Source organism: Streptomyces yangpuensis (assembly GCF_024666385.1).
GTDB lineage: Bacteria > Actinomycetota > Actinomycetes > Streptomycetales > Streptomycetaceae > Streptomyces > Streptomyces yangpuensis.
Map to the genome: position 1 here is coordinate 7173821 of NZ_CP102514.1, position 18351 is coordinate 7192171.

General features: G+C 75.6%; 14 protein-coding genes. 10 read left to right on the plus strand and 4 right to left on the minus strand.

The features are described from left to right. The first annotated feature begins 116 nt into the window (after positions 1–116). The 3 genes from NRK68_RS32520 (at position 117) to NRK68_RS32530 (ending at position 3944) form a co-directional block, all read left to right on the plus strand. Positions 117–725, plus strand: coding sequence for a (2Fe-2S)-binding protein (locus tag NRK68_RS32520; protein WP_257857972.1), 609 nt, complete (start codon positions 117–119; stop codon positions 723–725). Then, positions 722–1777 (plus strand): FAD binding domain-containing protein, encoded by a 1056-nt coding sequence (locus NRK68_RS32525; protein WP_257857554.1) that lies wholly within the window; start codon positions 722–724, stop codon positions 1775–1777. The genes NRK68_RS32520 and NRK68_RS32525 overlap by 4 nt, the downstream gene beginning before the upstream one ends. Positions 1778–1856: 79 nt before the next feature. After that, positions 1857–3944 (plus strand): xanthine dehydrogenase family protein molybdopterin-binding subunit, encoded by a 2088-nt coding sequence (locus tag NRK68_RS32530; RefSeq protein WP_183064748.1) that lies wholly within the window; start codon positions 1857–1859, stop codon positions 3942–3944. Between the two features lie 93 nt (positions 3945–4037). Here the strand turns inward: NRK68_RS32530 and NRK68_RS32535 are convergent, their stop codons facing one another. Continuing rightward, positions 4038–4811 carry a VOC family protein gene (locus tag NRK68_RS32535; RefSeq protein ID WP_257857973.1) on the minus strand — a complete coding sequence of 258 codons (774 nt, stop codon included), beginning with the start codon at positions 4809–4811 and terminating at the stop codon, positions 4038–4040. A 258-nt stretch (positions 4812–5069) separates the two neighbouring features. Here NRK68_RS32535 and NRK68_RS32540 point away from each other — a divergent pair, with 258 nt between their 5' ends. Next, entirely contained in the window at positions 5070–6056 is a 987-nt protein-coding gene (locus tag NRK68_RS32540; protein WP_257857556.1) for an isopenicillin N synthase family dioxygenase, read from the plus strand. An 89-nt stretch (positions 6057–6145) separates the two neighbouring features. Next, positions 6146–7306: an alpha/beta hydrolase family protein gene (locus NRK68_RS32545; RefSeq protein WP_257857557.1), complete on the plus strand. Its 1161-nt coding sequence runs from the start codon at positions 6146–6148 to the stop codon at positions 7304–7306. A gap of 13 nt (positions 7307–7319) precedes the next feature. Here NRK68_RS32545 and NRK68_RS32550 read toward each other — a convergent pair whose 3' ends face one another. Beyond that, on the minus strand, positions 7320–8600 hold the full coding sequence (locus NRK68_RS32550; protein WP_183064751.1) for a molybdopterin-dependent oxidoreductase: 1281 nt from the start codon (positions 8598–8600) through the stop codon (positions 7320–7322). Between the two features lie 151 nt (positions 8601–8751). On the opposite strand from NRK68_RS32550, the gene NRK68_RS32555 reads away from it, so the two are divergent. From NRK68_RS32555 to NRK68_RS32565, 3 genes are all read left to right on the plus strand, one after another. Continuing rightward, positions 8752–9285 carry a GNAT family N-acetyltransferase gene (locus NRK68_RS32555; RefSeq protein WP_046780028.1) on the plus strand — a complete coding sequence of 178 codons (534 nt, stop codon included), beginning with the start codon at positions 8752–8754 and terminating at the stop codon, positions 9283–9285. Positions 9286–9458: 173 nt separating this feature from the next. Continuing rightward, the gene (locus tag NRK68_RS32560) at positions 9459–10085 is read left to right on the plus strand and encodes an ankyrin repeat domain-containing protein (RefSeq protein ID WP_257857558.1); all 627 of its coding nucleotides are present in this window, start codon (positions 9459–9461) and stop codon (positions 10083–10085) included. Continuing rightward, positions 10082–11200, plus strand: coding sequence for a YncE family protein (locus NRK68_RS32565; RefSeq protein ID WP_373024265.1), 1119 nt, complete (start codon positions 10082–10084; stop codon positions 11198–11200). Before NRK68_RS32560 ends, NRK68_RS32565 begins: the two co-directional genes overlap by 4 nt. A gap of 50 nt (positions 11201–11250) precedes the next feature. Here NRK68_RS32565 and NRK68_RS32570 read toward each other — a convergent pair whose 3' ends face one another. Continuing rightward, positions 11251–11550 (minus strand): hypothetical protein, encoded by a 300-nt coding sequence (locus tag NRK68_RS32570; RefSeq protein WP_257857559.1) that lies wholly within the window; start codon positions 11548–11550, stop codon positions 11251–11253. Then, entirely contained in the window at positions 11547–12284 is a 738-nt protein-coding gene (locus tag NRK68_RS32575; protein WP_257857560.1) for an HNH endonuclease family protein, read from the minus strand. The genes NRK68_RS32570 and NRK68_RS32575 overlap by 4 nt, the downstream gene beginning before the upstream one ends. Before the next feature lie 201 nt (positions 12285–12485). Here NRK68_RS32575 and NRK68_RS32580 point away from each other — a divergent pair, with 201 nt between their 5' ends. Both NRK68_RS32580 and NRK68_RS32585 read left to right on the plus strand, forming a co-directional pair. Then, positions 12486–13358 carry a DUF4132 domain-containing protein gene (locus tag NRK68_RS32580; protein ID WP_257857561.1) on the plus strand — a complete coding sequence of 291 codons (873 nt, stop codon included), beginning with the start codon at positions 12486–12488 and terminating at the stop codon, positions 13356–13358. Beyond that, on the plus strand, positions 13355–18271 hold the full coding sequence (locus NRK68_RS32585) for a DNA-binding protein (RefSeq protein ID WP_257857562.1): 4917 nt from the start codon (positions 13355–13357) through the stop codon (positions 18269–18271). The genes NRK68_RS32580 and NRK68_RS32585 overlap by 4 nt, the downstream gene beginning before the upstream one ends. Positions 18272–18351 lie beyond the last annotated feature (80 nt).

Below are 18351 nucleotides of genomic sequence, written 5' to 3' on the forward strand. Positions count from 1 at the left end.
CCGCGGATGCCGGACCCCGGGTCCTCGGAGAACCTGTGGGGGTGAGCCCTACCGAGCACGCCGAGCCCGCCGAGCCCGCCGAGGACCCCGCCCCCGCCACCGCCGGCCCCGTCACGCTGCGCGTCAACGGCGCGGAACACTCCCTGCGGACCGACCACCGCGTCACCCTTCTCGACCTCCTGCGGGAGCACCTGGGCCTCACCGGGCCGAAGAAGGGATGCGACCACGGCCAGTGCGGTGCCTGCACGGTGCTCCTCGACGGGCGGCGGGCCAACAGCTGCCTGCTCCTCGCGGTCGCCCACGACGGCGCGGAGGTCGTCACCGTGGAGGGCCTCGCCGCCACCGTCCCCGGCGGCGGCCCGCACCCGCTCCAGCGGGCCTTCCTGCGGCGCGACGCCTTCCAGTGCGGCTTCTGCACACCCGGCCAGCTGTGTTCCGCCGTCGGGGCGCTCGCCGAGGCCGCCGCGGGCCACCCCTCGGCCGTCACCCCGGAAGCGGCCCTCGCCGAGCCCGGACGCCCGGTGGAGCCGACCGCGCCGGAGCTCAGGGAACGACTCAGCGGCAACCTGTGCCGGTGCGGCGCCTACCCGGCCATCGTCCGGGCCGTGGCCGACACGGTGACCGACGGCGCGGCCGACAGCGACAGAAGCGCCGGCGACAGAAGCGACAGCGACACCGAAGCCGGCGCCGCGGCCGCGCCCGCGCCCGGAGGAGGCCCCGTATGAAGCCCTTCGGATATGTCCGGGCCGGCAGCCTGCGCGAGGCGGCCGCGGCCTACGCCGCCCACCCCGGCCCCCACTACCTCGGCGGCGGCACCAACCTCGTGGACCTCATGAAGCTCGGCGTCGAGACCCCCGCCACCCTCATCGACGTCTCCCGGCTGCCGCTGGACGCCGTCGAGGAGCGGCCCGGGGGCGGCCTGCGCATCGGAGCCACCGCCCGCAACAGCGACGTGGCCGCCCACCCCCTCGTACGGACCCGCCACCCGCTCGTCTCCCGGGCCCTGCTCGCCGGTGCGTCCGGGCAGCTGCGCAACGTCGCCACCATCGGAGGCAATCTGCTCCAGCGCACCCGCTGCCCGTACTTCCAGGACGTCTCCAAGGCGTGCAACAAACGGCTGCCGGGCACCGGGTGCGCCGCCCTGGAGGGCGTCCACCGCGAGCACGCCGTCCTCGGGTACTCCGCGCACTGCATCGCCACCCACCCCTCGGACCTGGCCGTGGCTCTCGCCGCACTCGACGCCGACATCGAGCTGTACAGCGGCGGCGACGGCAGCGGCGGGACCGACAGTGGCGAGGGCGACGGCGACGGCACCCGGACCGTCGCCGCCACCGACTTCCACCGGCTGCCCGGCGACCACCCCGAGCGGGACACCGTCATCCGCCCGGGGGAGATCGTCACCGCCGTGCTCCTGCCCGCCCCGGCACCGGGCGCCGTCTCCCTCTACCGCAAGGCCCGCGACCGGGCCTCCTACGCCTTCGCGCTGGCCTCCGTCGCCGCGGTCCTCGACCTCGACCCGGCCACGGGCCGCGTCCGGCACGTCGCCCTCGCCCTCGGCGGCCTCGCCCACCGGCCCTGGCGGGCGACCACGGCCGAACGGGCACTGACCGGGGCCGTCCCCGACGCCGACACCGTCCGGCGGGCCGTCGACGCCGAACTCGACCGGGCCCGGCCCCTGCGCGACAACGCCCACAAGGTCGTCCTCGCCCGCAACCTCGCCCGTGACGCGCTCACCACACTCACCACGCACGCCGCGACCGCCCGCCGAGCACCGTAGAGCGCCGCCGGTGACCCCGCCGCCGGACACCCCGCCCCCGGTGACCCCGTCCGCGGTCAGATCCCGACAGGAGCAGGCCATGCCCCCGCACACCGCCCTCGGCACCGCCACCGCCCGCGCGGAGGGCCCCGACAAGCTCAGCGGCGCCGCACGCTACGCCGCCGACCACACCCCGCCCGGCTGCGCCTACGCCCTCCCCGTCCCCGCCACCGTCCCGCACGGCCGCGTCACCGCCGTGGACACCGCCGCGGCCCTGCGCCTGCCCGGCGTACTCGCCGTCCTCACCCCGTACGACGCACCCCGCCTGGGCCCCTCCGACGACGCCACGCTCCAGGTCCTCCAGGACACCGCCGTCCCGCACCGCGGCTGGTACGTGGCCCTCGCGATCGCCGACACCCCGGAGGGCGCGAGGGCCGCCGCCGAAGCCGTACGCGTCGCCTACGCCGCCGAGCCGCACGAGGTACTCCTGCGCGAGGACCACCCCGACGCCCGCACCCCCGAGGAGGCGGGCGGCTTCCCCGGCCACCGGGAACGCGGCGACCCCGACGCGGCCCTCGCCGCCGCCCCCGTACGGATCGAACGCACCTACACCGTGCCGCCGCTGCACAACCACCCGATGGAGCCGCACGCGGCCACGGCCCTCTGGGACGCCGCGACCGGCCGGCTGACCGTGTACGACTCCAGCCAGGGGGCCGGCACCGTCCGCACCGCGCTCGCCTCCCTCTTCGACCTGCCGGCGGAGCACGTCACCGTCGTCTCCGAACACGTGGGCGGCGGCTTCGGCTGCAAAGGCACCCCGCGTCCGCACGTGGTCCTGGCGGTCATGGCCGCCCGGCACACCGGACGCCCCGTCAAGCTCGTCCTGCCGCGCCGCCACCTGGCGGCGACGGTCGGGCACCGCGCTCCCACCCGGCAGCGGATCGGCCTGGGCGCGCGCCGCGACGGCACCCTCACCGCCTACACGCACACGGCCACCACCCACACCTCCCGCGTGGGGGAGTTCGTCGAACCGGCCGCCGTCCCGGGCCGCGTCATGTACGCCGTCCCCGACAGCCGCACCACCCACCGCGTCGTCCCCCTCGACGTCCCCACCCCCTCCTGGATGCGGGCCCCCGGAGAGGCATCCGGCATGTACGCCCTGGAGACGGCCATGGACGAACTGGCCGACGAGCTCGGCATGGACCCGATCGAGCTGCGGATCCGCAACGAGCCCGAGCACGAGCCGGACAGCGGGCGCCCGTTCAGCAGCCGCCACTTCGTCGAGTGCCTGCGCGAGGGGGCGGAGCGGTTCGGCTGGGCCGCCCTGCGCACCCCGCGCCGGGACGGTCCGCTGCTGTCCGGCGTGGGGGTGGCCGCCGCCACCTACCCGGTCTGGGTCGCCCCCTCCTCGGCCAGGGCCCACGCCCGGCCCGACGGCAGCTACCTCGTCGAGATCGCCGCCACCGACCTCGGGACCGGTGCCCGCACCGTCCTGGCCCAGGTGGCCGCCGACACCCTCGGTGTCCCGCTCGCGTCCGTGACCGCCGCCATCGGCAGCAGCGACCTGCCCGACGCACCGCTGGCCGGCGGCTCCGCCGGCACGGCCTCCTGGGGCTGGGCGGTCCACGACGCCTGCACCGCCCTGGCCGCAGCCCTGGCCCGGCACCGGGGGCCGCTGCCGCCCGAGGGGCTTTCGGCCTCCGCCGACACCACCGAGCAGGCGAAGCAGAAGCCCCCGTACGCGCGCCACGCCTTCGGCGCGCACTTCGCCGAGGTACGGGTCGACACGGTCACCGGGGAGGTGCGCGTGCGCCGCATGCTCGGCGTGTACGCGGCCGGCCGCATCCTGAACCCGACGACCGCGCGTTCCCAGTTCGTCGGCGGCATGATCATGGGTCTGGGCATGGCCCTGACCGAGCACAGCTCCCTCGACCCCGTCCACGGCGACTTCGTCGAGTGCGACCTGGCGTCCTACCACGTGCCCGTGCACGCCGACGTGCCCGAGATCGAGGCGCACTGGATCGACGAGGACGACCCCCACCTGAACCCCCCGGGCGGCAAGGGCATCGGCGAGATCGGCATCGTCGGGGCGGCCGCCGCGATCGGCAACGCCGTCAGCCACGCCACCGGACGCAGGTGGCGCGAGCTGCCCCTCACCCCGGACCGGGTCCTGGCCGCCCTCGGCTGACCGGCACCGCTCCGCGTCCGGTCGCCGCCCGGGGCCCGTCACCGCCCCGAGCGCCGGCCCCGGCGCGTGCCCGGTCGCCGCCCCCGCGCCCGGTCAGTGCAGGCCCGGCCGGGCCAGGTCCTCCTCCGAGTCCGCCCCGAGTGCGGTGGTGAGCGTGAAGAGCGCCCCGTCGGGGTCGCGCAGCGTCACCCACCGCTCCGCGGCGTTCGAGGCGATGTCCGAGACCATGCGCCCGCCCAGCATGACGGCCGCCTCGATCGCGGGCCGGAGCCTGGGCACCCGGAAGTGGACGTGCCAGCGCGGCCGGGTGTGCGGGGAGTAGGCGGCGAGTTCGACGGGACCGCTGTTCAGGCGGGCCACCGGCTCGCCGTTCTGCCGCAGGACGACCTGGTCCTCCTCGTAGGAGACCGTGCAGCAGCCCGGCCGGTCGGTGGCCCACTCCAGGACCGCGCCGTAGAACATCGCCGCGTCGAGGGCGTTGCGGGTACGCAGTTCCAGCCAGGCCGGCAGCGGACCCTTGCCAGCCCGCCAGTCCGCGGCCACGTCGCCCTCCCAGATCCCGAAGACCGCACCGTCGGGGTCGGCGACGAGCGCCGCGCGGCCCCAGGACTCGAAGGAGACCGGCCCGACCGCGATGGTGCCCGTCCGCTCCCGGATGCGGTCCACCGCCACGTCCGCGTCGTCCACGGCGAAGTAAGGGGTCCACGCCGCGGCGACCCCCAGATCCGCGGCCAGCGCGCCGATGCCCGCCACAGGGACCCGGTCGAGGAAGGCCACCGAGAACGCCTCGCCGAGGCGGGCCGGGCGGAACCGCCAGCCCGCCACGGCACGGTAGAACCGCTGGGCCGTCTCCAGGTCGCGCGTCATCAGGCTCACCCAGCACGGCGCACCGAAGACCTCCCGTGTCGAAATCTCCACCGCACGCTCCGTCCCTGAGGCACCCGTCGTTCCATTCTGGTCCTTATCGTGACAATCCTCGTGATCCACACGAACCGCACCCGCCGATGCGCACACAAAGTGGCCGAGAATCACTTTCCGTGTCGATCCCGTCCGGTCGTGGACGGCGCTAGCCTCGGTCCCGGACATCCCGGACACCACCGCGCAGCGTCGGAAGGCAGGTCTCCCATGGCCGGATCCCAGGTTCCCGTGATCGATCTCGAGCCGTGGCGCTCCGGGGGACCGCGGGAACGGGCCCGTACGGCGGCCCGCGTCGACGAGGCCCTGCGCGCGGCCGGATTCCTGCTCGTCACCGGCCACGGCGTGGACCCCGCGCTGCCGGCCCGGATCCGGGAGACGGCCCGTGACTTCTTCCGGCTGCCGGCCGCCGTGAAGGAGCCGTACGCCGTCACCGTCGGCGGCCGGGGCTGGCTGGGCCCCGGGGCGGAGGCCAACAGCTACGCGGAGGGCGCGGCCTCGCCGCCCGACCTCAAGGAGTCCTGGTCCTTCGCGGCCGACGAGCCGACCGGGGACCCGTCCGTGGACGCCGAGTGGTTCCGGCCCAACACCTGGCCCGCCGAGGTGCCGGAGCTGCGGCCGCCGGTGACGGAGTACCTGGCCCGCATGCGGGCCCTCTCCGACGAACTGCTGGAACTCCTCGCCTCCGCCCTCGGACTCGACGACGACCACTTCACACGCCACACCGGACACCCCACCTGGGGGTTCAACCTCAACTGGTACCCGGGCACCGAGACCGTCGGCACACCCCTGCCGGGCCAGTTCCGCATCGGCGCCCACACCGACTTCGGCACCGTCACCGTCCTCGACCGCCAGCTCGGCTCGGGCGGCCTCCAGATCCACACCGACGCCGACGGCTGGCAGGACGCGCCCTACGACCCGGCGGCGCTCACCGTCAACATCGGCGACCTGATGGCCCGCTGGACCGGCGACCGCTGGCGGGCCGGCCGCCACCGGGTGCTGCCCCCGCCCGCGGACACCCCCGCCGAGGAACTGATCTCGCTCGTCTACTTCTACGAGTGCGACGCGCACACCCGGGTGGAATCCCTCCCCGCCCCCATCGGCCGTCTGGTGCACGACCCCGTCGACTCCCACACGTACCTGCGGGAGAAGCTCCGGGCCATCACCGTTCCCGCGAGCATTCATACTTCGGAGTGACGCAGGGCGCGGAGCCCTCCCCGGGAGGTACGGCCGGATCCACCGGCAAGGTGACGACCCGCCGGGCCGCGGTGCATAGCGTCGTCCCCATGAACCGACGCCGAACCGCCGCAGCCGCCGCCTTACTCGCCCTGCTCATGCCGCTCCCGCTCGCCGCCGCCGGCACCGCCGTCGCGGCGGACGCCCCGACGGCGTCCGAACGCAGCCGCACCGCGGTCGAACTCCCGCGTCCCACCGGCCGGTTCGCGGTCGGCCGCGAGGACCTGCACCTGGTGGACCGCAGCCGCACCGACCCCTGGGCCGGCTCCGGACCGCGCGAACTGATGGTCACCATGCGCTACCCGGCGCGGCGCGACACCGGCGGTACGGCCCGCTACCTCACCCGCGAGGAGGCCCGGCTCCTGCTCGTCGACAAGGGACTGGACCAGGCCGTCCCCGTCGAGACCCTGACCGGTACCGCGAGCGCCGCCCGGACCGGCGCCCGCCCCGTCGCCGGCCGGTACCCGCTGGTCGTGCTCTCGCCCGGCTTCACCGTCCACCGTGCCACCCTCACCGCGCTCGCCGAGGACCTGGCCTCCCGCGGCTACGTCGTCGCCGCGGTCGACCACGCGTACGAGAGCGTCGGGACCGCCTTCCCCGGTGGCCGCGTCCTCACCTGCCTGGCCTGCGACAAGGCCGAGGAGACCGGCATGCGGGCGGTCAGCGACAACCGCGCCCGCGACGTGTCCTTCCTCCTGGACCGCCTCACCGGGCCCCGTCCCGTCTGGCGCCACGCCGACCTCATCGACCGCGGCCGCATCGCGATGGCGGGCCATTCCATCGGCGGCGCCTCGGCGATCGCCGCGATGGCGGCCGACCCGCGGATCCGCGCCGGGGTGAACATGGACGGCGGCAACGCCACGCCCGTACCCGCCACCGGACTCGGCGGCCGCCCCTTCCTGCTCCTCGGCGCCCAGGGCCGGGGCCCCGGCGGCAACGCGAGCTGGGACCGGGACTGGCCGGGCCTCGACGGCTGGAAGCGCTGGATCACCTTCGACGGCTCGGGGCACTTCACCTTCAGCGACTTCCCGTCGATCGGCCAGCAACTGGGCCTCGACGACCCCGAGGCCCCGCTGCCCGGCGACCGCTCCGTCGAACTGACCCGCCGCTACGTCGGCGCCTTCCTCGACCGGCACCTGCGCGGCGAGTCCCGGCCCGTCCTGGACGGTCCGTCCGCCGACGCACCGGAGGTCCGCTTCCACACCCCGTAGCCCCAGGCGGGGGTCAGACCACCGTGACCGGGTGCCGCACCACCGCGTCGAAGAGGTAGCCCTGCGTGTTGTGGACCGCCGTCTCCGGCTGGGTGCGCCCCGTCCCGTCGCTCGCCCGGGCCAGCAGCGCGGTCGCACCCGTCGTCCGCGGCGTCCACGGCACCGACCAGCGCACCCAGCCGCCCCGCCGCGGGGAGTCGTGCACCCGGGCACGCCGCCAGTGGCCGCCGCCGTCCGTACTGACCTCGACCCGGGTCACGGGGGCGGCGGCGGACCACGAACGGCCCGTCAGCAGCCGTGGCCGGTGCACGGGAACGGTGGCGCCCAGCTCCAGCTCGAAGGCGCTCTTGAGGGTCTGCCGGGTGAGCGGGGCGCTGCCCTCCGCCGGGTGCCCCGGCCCGAACAGCCGGTACAAGTCGGTGTTCCACGGCGAGTACAGCGCCTCGCCGCTCACCTCGATGTCACCGACCCACTTGACCGACGAGATCCCCACCCAGTCCGGGACCACCAGGCGGACGGGGCCGCCGTGGTCGGGCGGCAGCGGGCGCCCGTTCATCTCGTAGGCGAGCAGCACGTCGTCCAGGGCCTTCGTCACCGGCAGCGGACGCCGCACCCGGCCCAGGTTCACCCCGTTCGCCACCACCTCGTCGTCCAGCCCGCGCGGCAGGACATCGACCGCGCCCCGGGTCACGCCCGCCAGCCGCAGCACGTCCGACAGCCGCGCCCCGCGCCAGTGCGCGACCCCGATCGCGCCCAGCGTCCAGGCCGTACCGGTGACCGGCTGGCCCTGCTGCGTGGAGTAGAAGCTCCGGCCGTTGCCCGCGCACTCGATGAACAGCGTCCGCTCCACCGCGCGCAGGGCACGCAGCCGCTCGTACGAGAACTCCACCGGGCCCCCCGCGAGCCCGTCGCCCCACAGCTTCAGCCGCCACGTCCCGGCGTCGATGCGCGGGGTGGAAGTGTGGTTGCGGACGAAGAATCGGTCGATCGGGGTGAGGTGCCCCGTGCCCCGCAACGAGGCGAAGTTCGTCTCCGCGTTCGTCCCGCGGATCGTGAACAGCTCCGGCGGCAGGGCCTTGACGATGCCCGGCGCGGCGTCCGCCGCCGCCCCCGGGGCCGGGGCGGCAGCGGCCGTACCGCCCCCGGCCACGCCCAGGGATCCGGCCGCGGCCCCCACCCCGAACAGCTTCAGCAGGTCGCGGCGGTCCACCCCGGCGGAGCGGGCGCGGCCGCGGGCCCACTGCCGCAGGCGCGTGCGGTCGTAGTGGCTTTCGTCCGACATGTCGAGCGGCATGGCAGGGTCACTCCTCGGTCGTGGTTCCCGGCCGACCGTAGGGGCCGGGGGCGAACCGCGGAAAGCTTCCCCGGCGGATGGCCACGCACCCGCAACACCACCGCAACAGCCGATTACCGCTGGTCCGGCGAATTTCGGCAGGATGTGGGGCATGACCGAGATCCGTACCCCCCGACTCCTCCTCCGCCTCTGGACCGACGACGACCTCGTCCCCCTCTCGGAGATCAACGCCGACCCGGAGGTGATGCGCTGGATCGGCGACGGCTCCACCCTCGGCCTCGACGAGACGGCCGAGGAGATCGAGCGCTGGGAGGAGGAGTGGGACGAGGAGGGCTTCGGGCTCTTCGCCGTCGAGCTCCTCGGCTCCGGAGAACTCATCGGGGCCGTCGGCCTCTCGGTCCTCGAGGACCTGCCGGACGCCCGGGCCGACGTCCAGATCAGCTGGCGCCTCGGCCGCCAGTACTGGGGCCAGGGCTACGCCTCCGAAGCCGCCCACGCCACCTTGGAGTTCGCCCTCCAGGACCGCGGCCTGGACCGCGTCGTCGCCGTCAACCGGCTCGGCGACACCGCCTCCGAGAACGTGATCCGCAAGCTGGACATGGCGCGGGAGCGCGAGACCACCGACCCCCGGTACGGCCACGCCGTGCACGTCCACGGCATCGACCTCACGGAGTACGAGGCCTGACCGGACCACGGCCGTCCCGCATCGGCCGATCGGACGACCCTCGGGTCGTCCGGACCGCCCTCCCGGTCCGTCCACCGGGCGGACCGGCCACGGGCCGCGGCCCGGCGAGCATGGACCGGGGGAGCGGGAGGGCGTACGCGGCCCTCCCAGCCCCCGGAGCCGAGAGGGACACCATGAACGCGCACGACCAGGACCGACTCCTCCTCGACGCGGCCGGCCGCGGCGACGCGGCCGCGGTGGGCGCGGCGCTCGCCGCGGGGGCCGCCGTGGAGGCCCGCGACGAGCAGCTGCGCACACCGCTGCTGCTCGCCGCGCTCGGCGACCACCTGGCCGCGGCCGGGCTGCTGGTCGCCGCCGGAGCCGACCCGAACGCCCCGGACTCCCGCGAGGACAGCCCCTGGCTGGTCACCGGCGTCACCGGCAGCGTGCGGATGATGCGCCTGCTGCTGCCCGCCGGACCCGACCTGAAGCAGCTCAACCGCTTCGGCGGGACCTCCCTCATCCCGGCCGCCGAGCGCGGCCACACCGGCTACGTGCGGGCCGTTCTGGCGGAGACCGGCACCGAGGTCGACCACGTCAACCGGCTCGGCTGGACCGCGCTGCTGGAGGCCGTGATCCTCGGCGACGGCGGCCCGCGCCACGAGGAGATCGTCACCGTCCTGCTCGCGGCGGGCGCCGACCCGCTGCTCGCCGACCACGACGGCGTGACCCCGTACGAGCACGCCATCCGCCGGGGCTTCGCGGGCATGGCGCGGATCCTGCGGGCGGCCGGGGCGCGGCCCGCGACGGAGGGCCGGTGAACCGCCGGGCGCGGGGCGCCCGTACCGCCCTGGCGGCGCTCGCCGCCGCGACCCTGCTCGGGGCCTGCACCCGGGACGCCGCGCCCGGCGGACCGGGCCCGGCACCGTCCGCGGCCTCCCCGCTGCCCGCCACCGCGCCGACCCCGCAGGGGCTGCTGCTGACCGCCGACTTCGGCGCCGACACGGTCACCTTCGTGGATCCGGAGCGCGGCGCGGTCGCCTCCGTCGCGGTGGGCCTGGCCCCGTACGCCCTGGCCGTCGGCGCCGACGGCCGCGCGTGGGTGGCCACGGCCGAGGGCGTCGCCGTCGTCGACACCCGCACCCGGGTACGCCTCTCCCGGATCGCGTACCGGACGGCGACCGGCCCGGTCGCCGAGGGCGAGTACCGGGGCGGCGGCATGGGTATCGCCCTCTCCCCGGACGGAAAACGCGCCTACGTCGGGGTCAACGTGCCCGGAAGCACCGGTGTCCTGGAGGTCGTCGACACCGCGAGCCGTGCGGTCACCGCCGTGGTCCCGGTGGGCCGGCGCCCCTTCGACGTGGACGTCTCACGGGACGGCGCCGAGGTCTACGTGACCGGGCACGACTCCTTCGACGTCACCGTCGTGGCGGTCGGACCGCTGAGCACCCGGCGGATCGAGGTGGCCCCCTACGGCACCGAGGGCGGCCTCGGTTCCTGGCTGAAGCCGCACTACACGGCCGTACGCCTGTCCGACGGGAAGCTGCTGCTGCCCTTCGAGGGCGAACGGCTCGCGGTGGTCGACCCGCGCACCGGGCGCACCACGGTGGAGCCGATGACCGCCGACACCCACCAGCACGGGGCCGCGCTCACGGCCGACGGCCGGCTCCTGGTGGTCGGGACCGGGGCCGTGCGGCCGGGAGACGGGAGGGGCCCGTCGCTGACGGTCCGCGCCCCGGACGGCACCGAGCGGGTCCACCCCCTGGAGGGCCCGCACGAGGACGTCGCCGTCTCCCGCGACGGCCGGACCGCGTACGTCACGGGCGGCCACACCCGCGACGGCCACTGGAACGGCATCACGGTCGTCGACCTGGACACGGGCGCGACCCGCCGCCTGCCCGCGGGCGACCGGCCGCTGGGCATCGCCGTGCTCTGACCGCTCTCAGCCGCTCCGGCCGCCCCGGAACCGGCGCCGGGGGTACGGTCTCAGGCGGGGCCGGGGCCCGGTCCGGGGGCGGGGGCCTCGGCCGCGCCGCCGGACCGGATCGCGGCGAGGGCCGCCGCGTGCAGGGCGGCCGGGGAGCCGCGGTGGGGCCGGGGGCTGCCGGTGAGCGTGTACCACTCGTCGGCGTCCTTGTACTGGACGTCGAAGCGGACCAGCCCGCCGGCGGTCGCGGTGGTGCGCAGGGTGAGCGGGCCGGTGATGACGCCGACCTCGTCGGTCATGGCGCCGCCCGGGCCGGCGAGCACCTCGTCCTGCCACTGGTCCGCCTCCGCCCCGGTCATGAGGTGCAGGTGTCCAGCATCGTCGTGAGCATCTTCTTCTCCGGTTCGGTGACGGTCAGTTCGTACGCGGATTTGACGGTGGTCCAGGCCCGTCCGTACCGGCACCAGCTCGAACGGTCCGGCGGCTGCCACAGGTCGGGGCTCTGGTCGCCCTTCGACCGGTTGGAGGACGCGGTGACCGCCAGCAGCTGGGGGTGGGTCAGGTCGTTGGCGAAGGCCTTGCGCCGGGCGGCGTCCCAGCCGGACGCGCCGGAGCGCCAGCCCTCGGCGAGCGGCACGATGTGGTCGATGTCCATCTTCGCCGCGTCGGTGACGACCACCCCGTCGTACATGCTCTTCCAGGTACCGGACACGGCCCGGCACTCGCCGTCCTGCGTCACGTCGGTGCCGTCCCGCCGCAGGACCGTCTCACGGGTGTCGCACTTGTCGCCCTGCTCCGCCCAGTGCGTGAACCTCGCCCGGCTGTAGCCGGCCATCGTGCCCACCGGAGCCACCTTCAGCGCGGCCAACTGCGTGCGCGCCACCGCCGTGGTGACCATGCCGGGCAGCACGTCCCCCGCGGCGGGCGCCCCGGCCGGCGGCGCCGCCTGCGAGGGCGACGGCTGCGGCTTCGCGTCCCCGCCGCCCGGCGGGCGCGGCCCGCCCGGACCCTCCGGACCGGAGCACCCGGCTCCGGCCGCCAGCAGCAGCGCCGCCGCCAGCAGCACACCCCGTACGCGTATCTGACGTCCCATGACCCCACCCGAGCCGGTACCGCTCCGCCACTGTCCGGGAAAGACTACCCAGAAGTGGACATTCAGCCTACGGAGGCCCCTCCGGCGGGCGTTGTCAGTGGCCCTCGCTAGTCTCCCGGCATACCGCAGCTCAGGGGGGTTCGCTCCCCCCTGTCAGGGCTGCGCGGAACCACGTACGGACAGGCGGAGGGGCACAGTCTGATGGCATGGCTGGCGGCGGGCGAGGGGTACGAGATCGCCCTGGTGGAGGGGCGGGTGGCGGCGAGGTCCGTCACCGGCCGGGCAGCGGGACGGCAGTTGAAGACGCTGCCCAAGGCACTGAAGGACCATCCCGAGGTGGACCGGCTGCGCCGGCTCGCCGAATGGCTCGACCGGCACGCGGCGGCCTGCGTCGCCCAGGTCGACGGCTGGATGGTGTCCTCGCTGCCGGTGCCGACCGAACTGCTCGCCCGGGTCTGGCCCGACGAGGCCTGGCAGAACGCCCTGCGCGACCTGGCCGTCGTCGGCGACGACCCCGACGAGGTCGGCTTCCTGCGGGACGCCACCGCCGACGGCGAGCTGAAGGTGGTCAACCTCGACGGCGAGACCGTACGGCTCTCCCCCCGCACGGTGACCCTGCCCCACCCCGTCCTGCTGCCCGACCTGGACGACGTACGGGAGTTCGCGGCCGAGCTGGGCCTCGTGCAGCAGGTCGAGCAGATCCACCGCGCCACCTGGATCAAGCCCGACGAGGTCTCCGCCACCGCCACCGAGGTCCGCGACTACGCGGGCGGGGTCTTCCCCACCCGCTTCAGCCTCGCCGCCCGCGCGACCGCCCTCGGCTACCGGGTCTCCGGCGGCTACGCCACCTGCAAGGTCCGCGACGCGGGAACCGGCTCCGGCACCGAGGCCGCGGTGTGGATCGGCGAGCCCTACTACGACGCCGAGACCACCACCGGCGCCCTGAGCTGGCACGACGAGGACGGCCGGGCGGTACGGCTGGCGAACGTCGGCCCGGTGGCCTGGTCCGAAGGAATGCGAATGGCCGCGGCACTCTTCGCCGGGCGCAAGATCGAGGAGGGCGGGGACGCATGAGCAAGAACCTGAGAGACACCGGGACGACCGAGACCGAACTGCTGCTGCAGGCCGGCGCCGTCCTCCCGAACGGCACCACCGGTGCCGGAGCCGACGCCGTCGACCTGACCGCCCGCAGCTACCGGCACCCGGGCCTGGACGAGGACCGCGTCGTCGTCCGGCTCGCCGCCGCCGAACTCGGCGCGGCCGAGGACCTCGCCGCCGGCTTCCTGGGCCTCGTGCGCGACGAGGGCGAGCCGCCCGTCGTCGGCCTGAGCCGGCGCCAGGCACTCGGCTTCCCCGAATGGGTCCTCGTGCACCACCCCGAGGACGGCCACCACGCCCTCGCCGTCGTCCCCGAACTCGACCGGATCGCCCGCCAGGCCAAGACCAAGCCCAAGGCCGCGCTCGACGCCTGCCTCGAACTGGCCGACCGCCTCGCCGCCTCCGTGCCGCACTTCCTGCCCCTCTTCCACGAGCAGGCCGCACGCATCTTCCTCGCCGTCGAGAACACCACCTACGCCGCCCAGCTGTTCGGCCGCGCCCGCACCGCCGAGGCCCAGCACGGACTGCCCGTCGACGAGGACCGCCTCGACTCCGTCTTCCTCGAATTCGCACTGGCCGGCGCCCTGCCGGTCAAGGTCCTCGCCGGCTACGGCAAGGCACTGGCCGTCCGCGTCAGCCCCGCCGAGGCCTACGAGCGCTTCCGCCGGCTGTGCGTACGCCGCACCGCGGGCGGCCTGCCGCCCTCCGCGCAGGCCGCCGTGGAGCTGCGCCGCCTCGCCCGCAGCGCGGGCCTGACCGGCACCGAACCCGAGCAGGACTACCTGGCCGAACTGCTGCCCCTGCCCGCCACCCTGCGCGCCGCGCTCGGCTGGTGGAAGACCCACCGCGGCGCCCTCGTCGCGCTCGCCCGCCGCGTGCCCGCCGTACGCGGCACGCTCCTCGGACTGACCCCGCCCGGCGGCGACGGCGACCTCACCGACCTGTGGCTGGAGGTCCTGGAGGAGTCCGGCGCCACCGCCGGACTGGCCGACGGCAGCCTGCCCGAAGAAGAGCGCTGCGCCGACGGCACCGCCGGCTGGCTCGAACGCTTCCACAGCGCCCGCCACTCCGGCTGGGGCCGGCGCCCCACCCTGCCCGTCCTCCTCGACGTCGTCGAGCGCTGCGCACCGCAGCTGCGCACCGAACTCGCCCGGCCCGAGCGGGAGACCGGCCTGAAGGTGGGCGTCCAGGACGCCGACCTCCTCGACCTGCTGCTCACCCTCGACGTCCCGGTCGTCACGCCCGAGGAACACAAGACGCGCTACCGCCACGACACACTCAACCTGTCCGACTGGTCCGGCCGCGACGAGCGCCGTGACCTGACCGCGGTCGCCGCGGACCCCCGGTTCAAGCCCGCCTTCCGCCGGGCCCTGAACGGCATCGGCAGCGGCGGGGCCGACATCGTCCGCAACGTCGCCGCCTCGCCCGGCGCCCGCCCGCTGCTGACCGAGTGGATGGCCGAGGTCGCCCGCGCCTCCGTCGCCGCCGGCCTGCCCGGCGTCCCCGACGCCATCGAGCGGCTGACCTGGCTGCCCGTCGAAGCCCTCGCGCTCGCCCCCGAGGACGTCGCCGCCGCAGCCGCCGCCGACCTCGGGGAGACCCTCGCCCGCACCCTGCGCGGCGGCCTCTTCGAGGAACTGGCCTGGCCCGCCTGGGAGAAGGCGGTCGCCGAACTGACCCCCGGCAAGGACCGCAACGGCCTCACCGTCGTCGAGGCCTGGCCGTACCTGATCGTCGCCAACACCGCCGAGGTCCGCGTCATCGACGCCGACTCGACCGTCCTCACGCACGACCTGCGCGTGCCGGCCGGCTCCCACCGCCGCATGGGATTCCACTACGTCGACGGAGAACTGCTCGTCTTCTGGTCCGACTGGAGCGCTAACCGCGTCGAGGGCTACTGGCACTCCTCGCCCGGCACCGTCCTCACCCTGGACACCGACCGCAACTACTGGTCCCTGCGCAGCGACAACATCTCCCTGCAGCTCCCCGGCGGCGGCCGCACCACCGGCGGCGGCGTCCTGCACAGCGGCGACACCCGGCTGCCCGACGAGCGGCCGCTGCTGTCCGACGGCACCTCCTACTGGGTGTGGCGCCAGCGCGACCAGGACAACGACAGCGGCTGGCTGGAGTACGACCCGGCGAGCGGGGCCCACGGACGCTCCTCGATGCCCGCGTTCTTCACCGACGCCCTCAAGGAGTACGGCGGGAAGCCCTCCTCCGGGTACGCCAGCCGGCTGCTGCCCACGCCCACCGTGGCAGGCTCCGTCCTCGGCGCCCCCGTCGACGGCCTCCTCGGCTGGCACGCCGTACGCCTCCCGGACAACGGCTGGGTCGCCACCGACACCGGCGGACGCACCGTCACCGTCCCCGAGGGCGGGGACAAGCCGGTCGCGGCCCTCGCCTTCCCGGGCGACGACCGCCCGCGCGCCCTCTCGCACAGCTGGCGCGAACTGACCCTCACCGACCCCGACGGCGTCGTCACCGCGCAGACCCGCAACGACCGCCACGACACCCCCTTCAGCACCGGCAGCGTCGACCTCCCGCCGCTCTCCCACTGGTACGCCCTGCGCCCCCGCGACCCGCAGGGCTCGGCCGCGCTGCGCACGGCCGACCGCGAGACCGTCGGGGCGCTCCTGAAGGCCGCCGCGGCCGTGGCCAGGGCCGCAGACCTGCCGGACGTCGTGAGCGCGGCCCTGCCCCAGGTCACCGACCCGCAGCTGATCGGCGGCATCGTCGAGGTCCTGCGGTTCGCCCTCCTCCAGCAGAAGGCACTGGACAGGATTTCGGCCCGCCTCGACGCCGACTCCGCACCCGTCGAGCAGCGCGAGCTCGGCCCCGCCGACCGGCTGCTGGGCGCCGCCCTGAGCGGCCTCGTCGACTACAACCACTACCGTCACAGCGACGACAGCGACGGGACGCACCGCACCCTCAGCCTCCTCGGCGCCGCCCGCACCGCGACCGACGCCGCCGCAGTCCCCGGGCTGCTCCACTTCGACACCCCCGCCCTGCCGTACTTCACCTTCATCTGGACACCGCTGCTCGACCAGCCCGCGGCCGCCGCCTACCGGGCCGTCGCCGCGACCACCGGCGACGTCCAGCGGGCGGCCCTCCTCACCGTGCTCCGCGAGGTGGACACCCTGGGGATGGCCTCGGCGCAGGGCTCGGCCGACAGCTGGCGCCAGGTCGTGGTCCACCTCGGACACGCCCACCTGACCGGCCCCGAAGGCCTCGACCGCAACCGCTACCACCGCAGCCTGCTGCCGCTGGGCGGCGGAGCCGTCCTCGCCGTCACCGACCAGGGCGACTCCCTGCCCGACGGCCAGGAGTTCAGCGCCCTCCTGCACGACCCCACCGGCCGGTTCACGGTCCCCGGCCCCTACACGGTGCGCCGCGCGGCACCCCTCGGCGACCCCGACCGCGACCCGGGCTGGCTGACCGCCTTCCTGGCCGCTGCCGCCGAGCACGGCCCGGTGCCCTTCCGCCCGGAGGCCGCGCAGGAGTTCTCCCGGCTCACCGGGGTCTCCGGCGCCCTCGCCCGCCTGCTGGTCGCGGGACTCCCGAACCTCGACAGCTACGAGCGCAACTTCCTGCCCGCGGAGGTGCGGACCGCCCTCGGCGTCAAGGCCACCGACGCCGCCTATGCCCGCGACGAACTCAAGAGCCTCACCTCGGAGGTCCGGCGCGCCGTGGTCGCGGCCCTGCTGCCCGCCGACCCGGCACGCCTGTGGAGCGAGGGACCGGACGTGGCGGCCGCCGCGGAGGTGTGGAACCGGCGCGTCGGCCGGCGTACGCCCGTACCCGACTGGCTGGCCACGGAGGCCGCGCGCGCCGTCCGCGGCGGATGGCCCGCGCACCGGGTGCTGTCCGCACTGCTCGACCCGGCCGCCTCCAGCGAGCTCTCGGTCGACGTGCCGTGGACGGTCAAGGGCGACCACGTGGAGCCCGCCGCACCCGCCACCGGCCCCTTCACCGCACAGGTCCTGACCTCGACCCTGGCCATGAGCGCCTGGCTCGCCCACCGGCTGCCGGCCGGCGACCCCGTACGAGCGGCCCTGCCGCCCGCCCTCACCGCCGTACGGCAGCGGCTCGCCGCGCCCGAACTGCTCCTGGAGATCGCCCACTACACCAGCCTCCCGAACTTCCGGAAGGTGGCCGGAACCCCCACCGAGACCGGCGAGGGCTACGAGCGCTACGGCGCGGTCGTCATGGCCACGCACGACGAGCAGCCCAGGCCCGCGGTGCGCACGGCGCTCCTGGACTCCACCGGCTCCGACCCCTACCTGCCGGCGCTGCGCGGCGACGACCAGCAGCCCCTCGCGGCCGAGAAGGCCCTGCGGACCGCCCACGATCCGCGGTTCGCCGCGCTGCTCGCCGACCCGGGCGCCCCCGCGGCCGGCGAGACCGACGCGGCCGGCACGTGGTGGCCGCAGGACCCGAGCCGTTCGGTCCCCGACCTGGTGGAGGAGGTCCGCGCCGAGCACGGGCTGGGCGCCGACGCGGCTGCTCTGTACCTGGCCCTGCTGGCCATGCCCGACCCCACCGACCGCAACACCGCCCGGTGGACGGGCTGGAAGCCGGCCCGGCTCAAGGCCGCCCGCGCCGAACTGGCCGCCACCGACCTGGTGGTGTCGGCCGACCGCAGCAGGGCGGGGCGCTCGCTCTTCCTGCCCGGCGGGTGGTCCGACATGCCCTCCCCGGCGCTGCCGGTCGAGCAGTGGAAGCTGCCGATGTACGGCCTCACCCCCGGCAGCCGGCCGCTGCTCGGCGTCCTGGCCCCCGCCGAACCGGCCGCCGACCTCTACCGCCGGGCCTGGCAGCGGGTCCGCGAGGGCGACGTCCCGCGCTTCCAGGAGCTCAAGGTGAAGCGCACCCGCTCCCGCCGCCGCTGACCCGGCCGACCGGCACCCCGACGCGGGGGCGGCGCGGCCCACCTGACACGGTGGGCCGCGCCGCCCCCGCCCACCACCGC

Bases quoted from the DNA above. Each gene is read 5' to 3' on its own strand.
- NRK68_RS32560 (WP_257857558.1), top strand. From the start codon at position 9,459: ATGAACGCGCACGACCAGGACCGACTCCTCCTCGACGCGGCCGGCCGC.
- NRK68_RS32550 (WP_183064751.1), bottom strand. From the start codon at position 8,600: ATGCCGCTCGACATGTCGGACGAAAGCCACTACGACCGCACGCGCCTG.
- NRK68_RS32540 (WP_257857556.1), top strand. From the start codon at position 5,070: ATGGCCGGATCCCAGGTTCCCGTGATCGATCTCGAGCCGTGGCGCTCC.
- NRK68_RS32575 (WP_257857560.1), bottom strand. From the start codon at position 12,284: ATGGGACGTCAGATACGCGTACGGGGTGTGCTGCTGGCGGCGGCGCTG.
- NRK68_RS32525 (WP_257857554.1), top strand. From the start codon at position 722: ATGAAGCCCTTCGGATATGTCCGGGCCGGCAGCCTGCGCGAGGCGGCC.
- NRK68_RS32555 (WP_046780028.1), top strand. From the start codon at position 8,752: ATGACCGAGATCCGTACCCCCCGACTCCTCCTCCGCCTCTGGACCGAC.
- NRK68_RS32545 (WP_257857557.1), top strand. From the start codon at position 6,146: ATGAACCGACGCCGAACCGCCGCAGCCGCCGCCTTACTCGCCCTGCTC.
- NRK68_RS32530 (WP_183064748.1), top strand. From the start codon at position 1,857: ATGCCCCCGCACACCGCCCTCGGCACCGCCACCGCCCGCGCGGAGGGC.
- NRK68_RS32585 (WP_257857562.1), top strand. From the start codon at position 13,355: ATGAGCAAGAACCTGAGAGACACCGGGACGACCGAGACCGAACTGCTG.
- NRK68_RS32580 (WP_257857561.1), top strand. From the start codon at position 12,486: ATGGCATGGCTGGCGGCGGGCGAGGGGTACGAGATCGCCCTGGTGGAG.
- NRK68_RS32570 (WP_257857559.1), bottom strand. From the start codon at position 11,550: ATGACCGGGGCGGAGGCGGACCAGTGGCAGGACGAGGTGCTCGCCGGC.
- NRK68_RS32535 (WP_257857973.1), bottom strand. From the start codon at position 4,811: ATGACGCGCGACCTGGAGACGGCCCAGCGGTTCTACCGTGCCGTGGCG.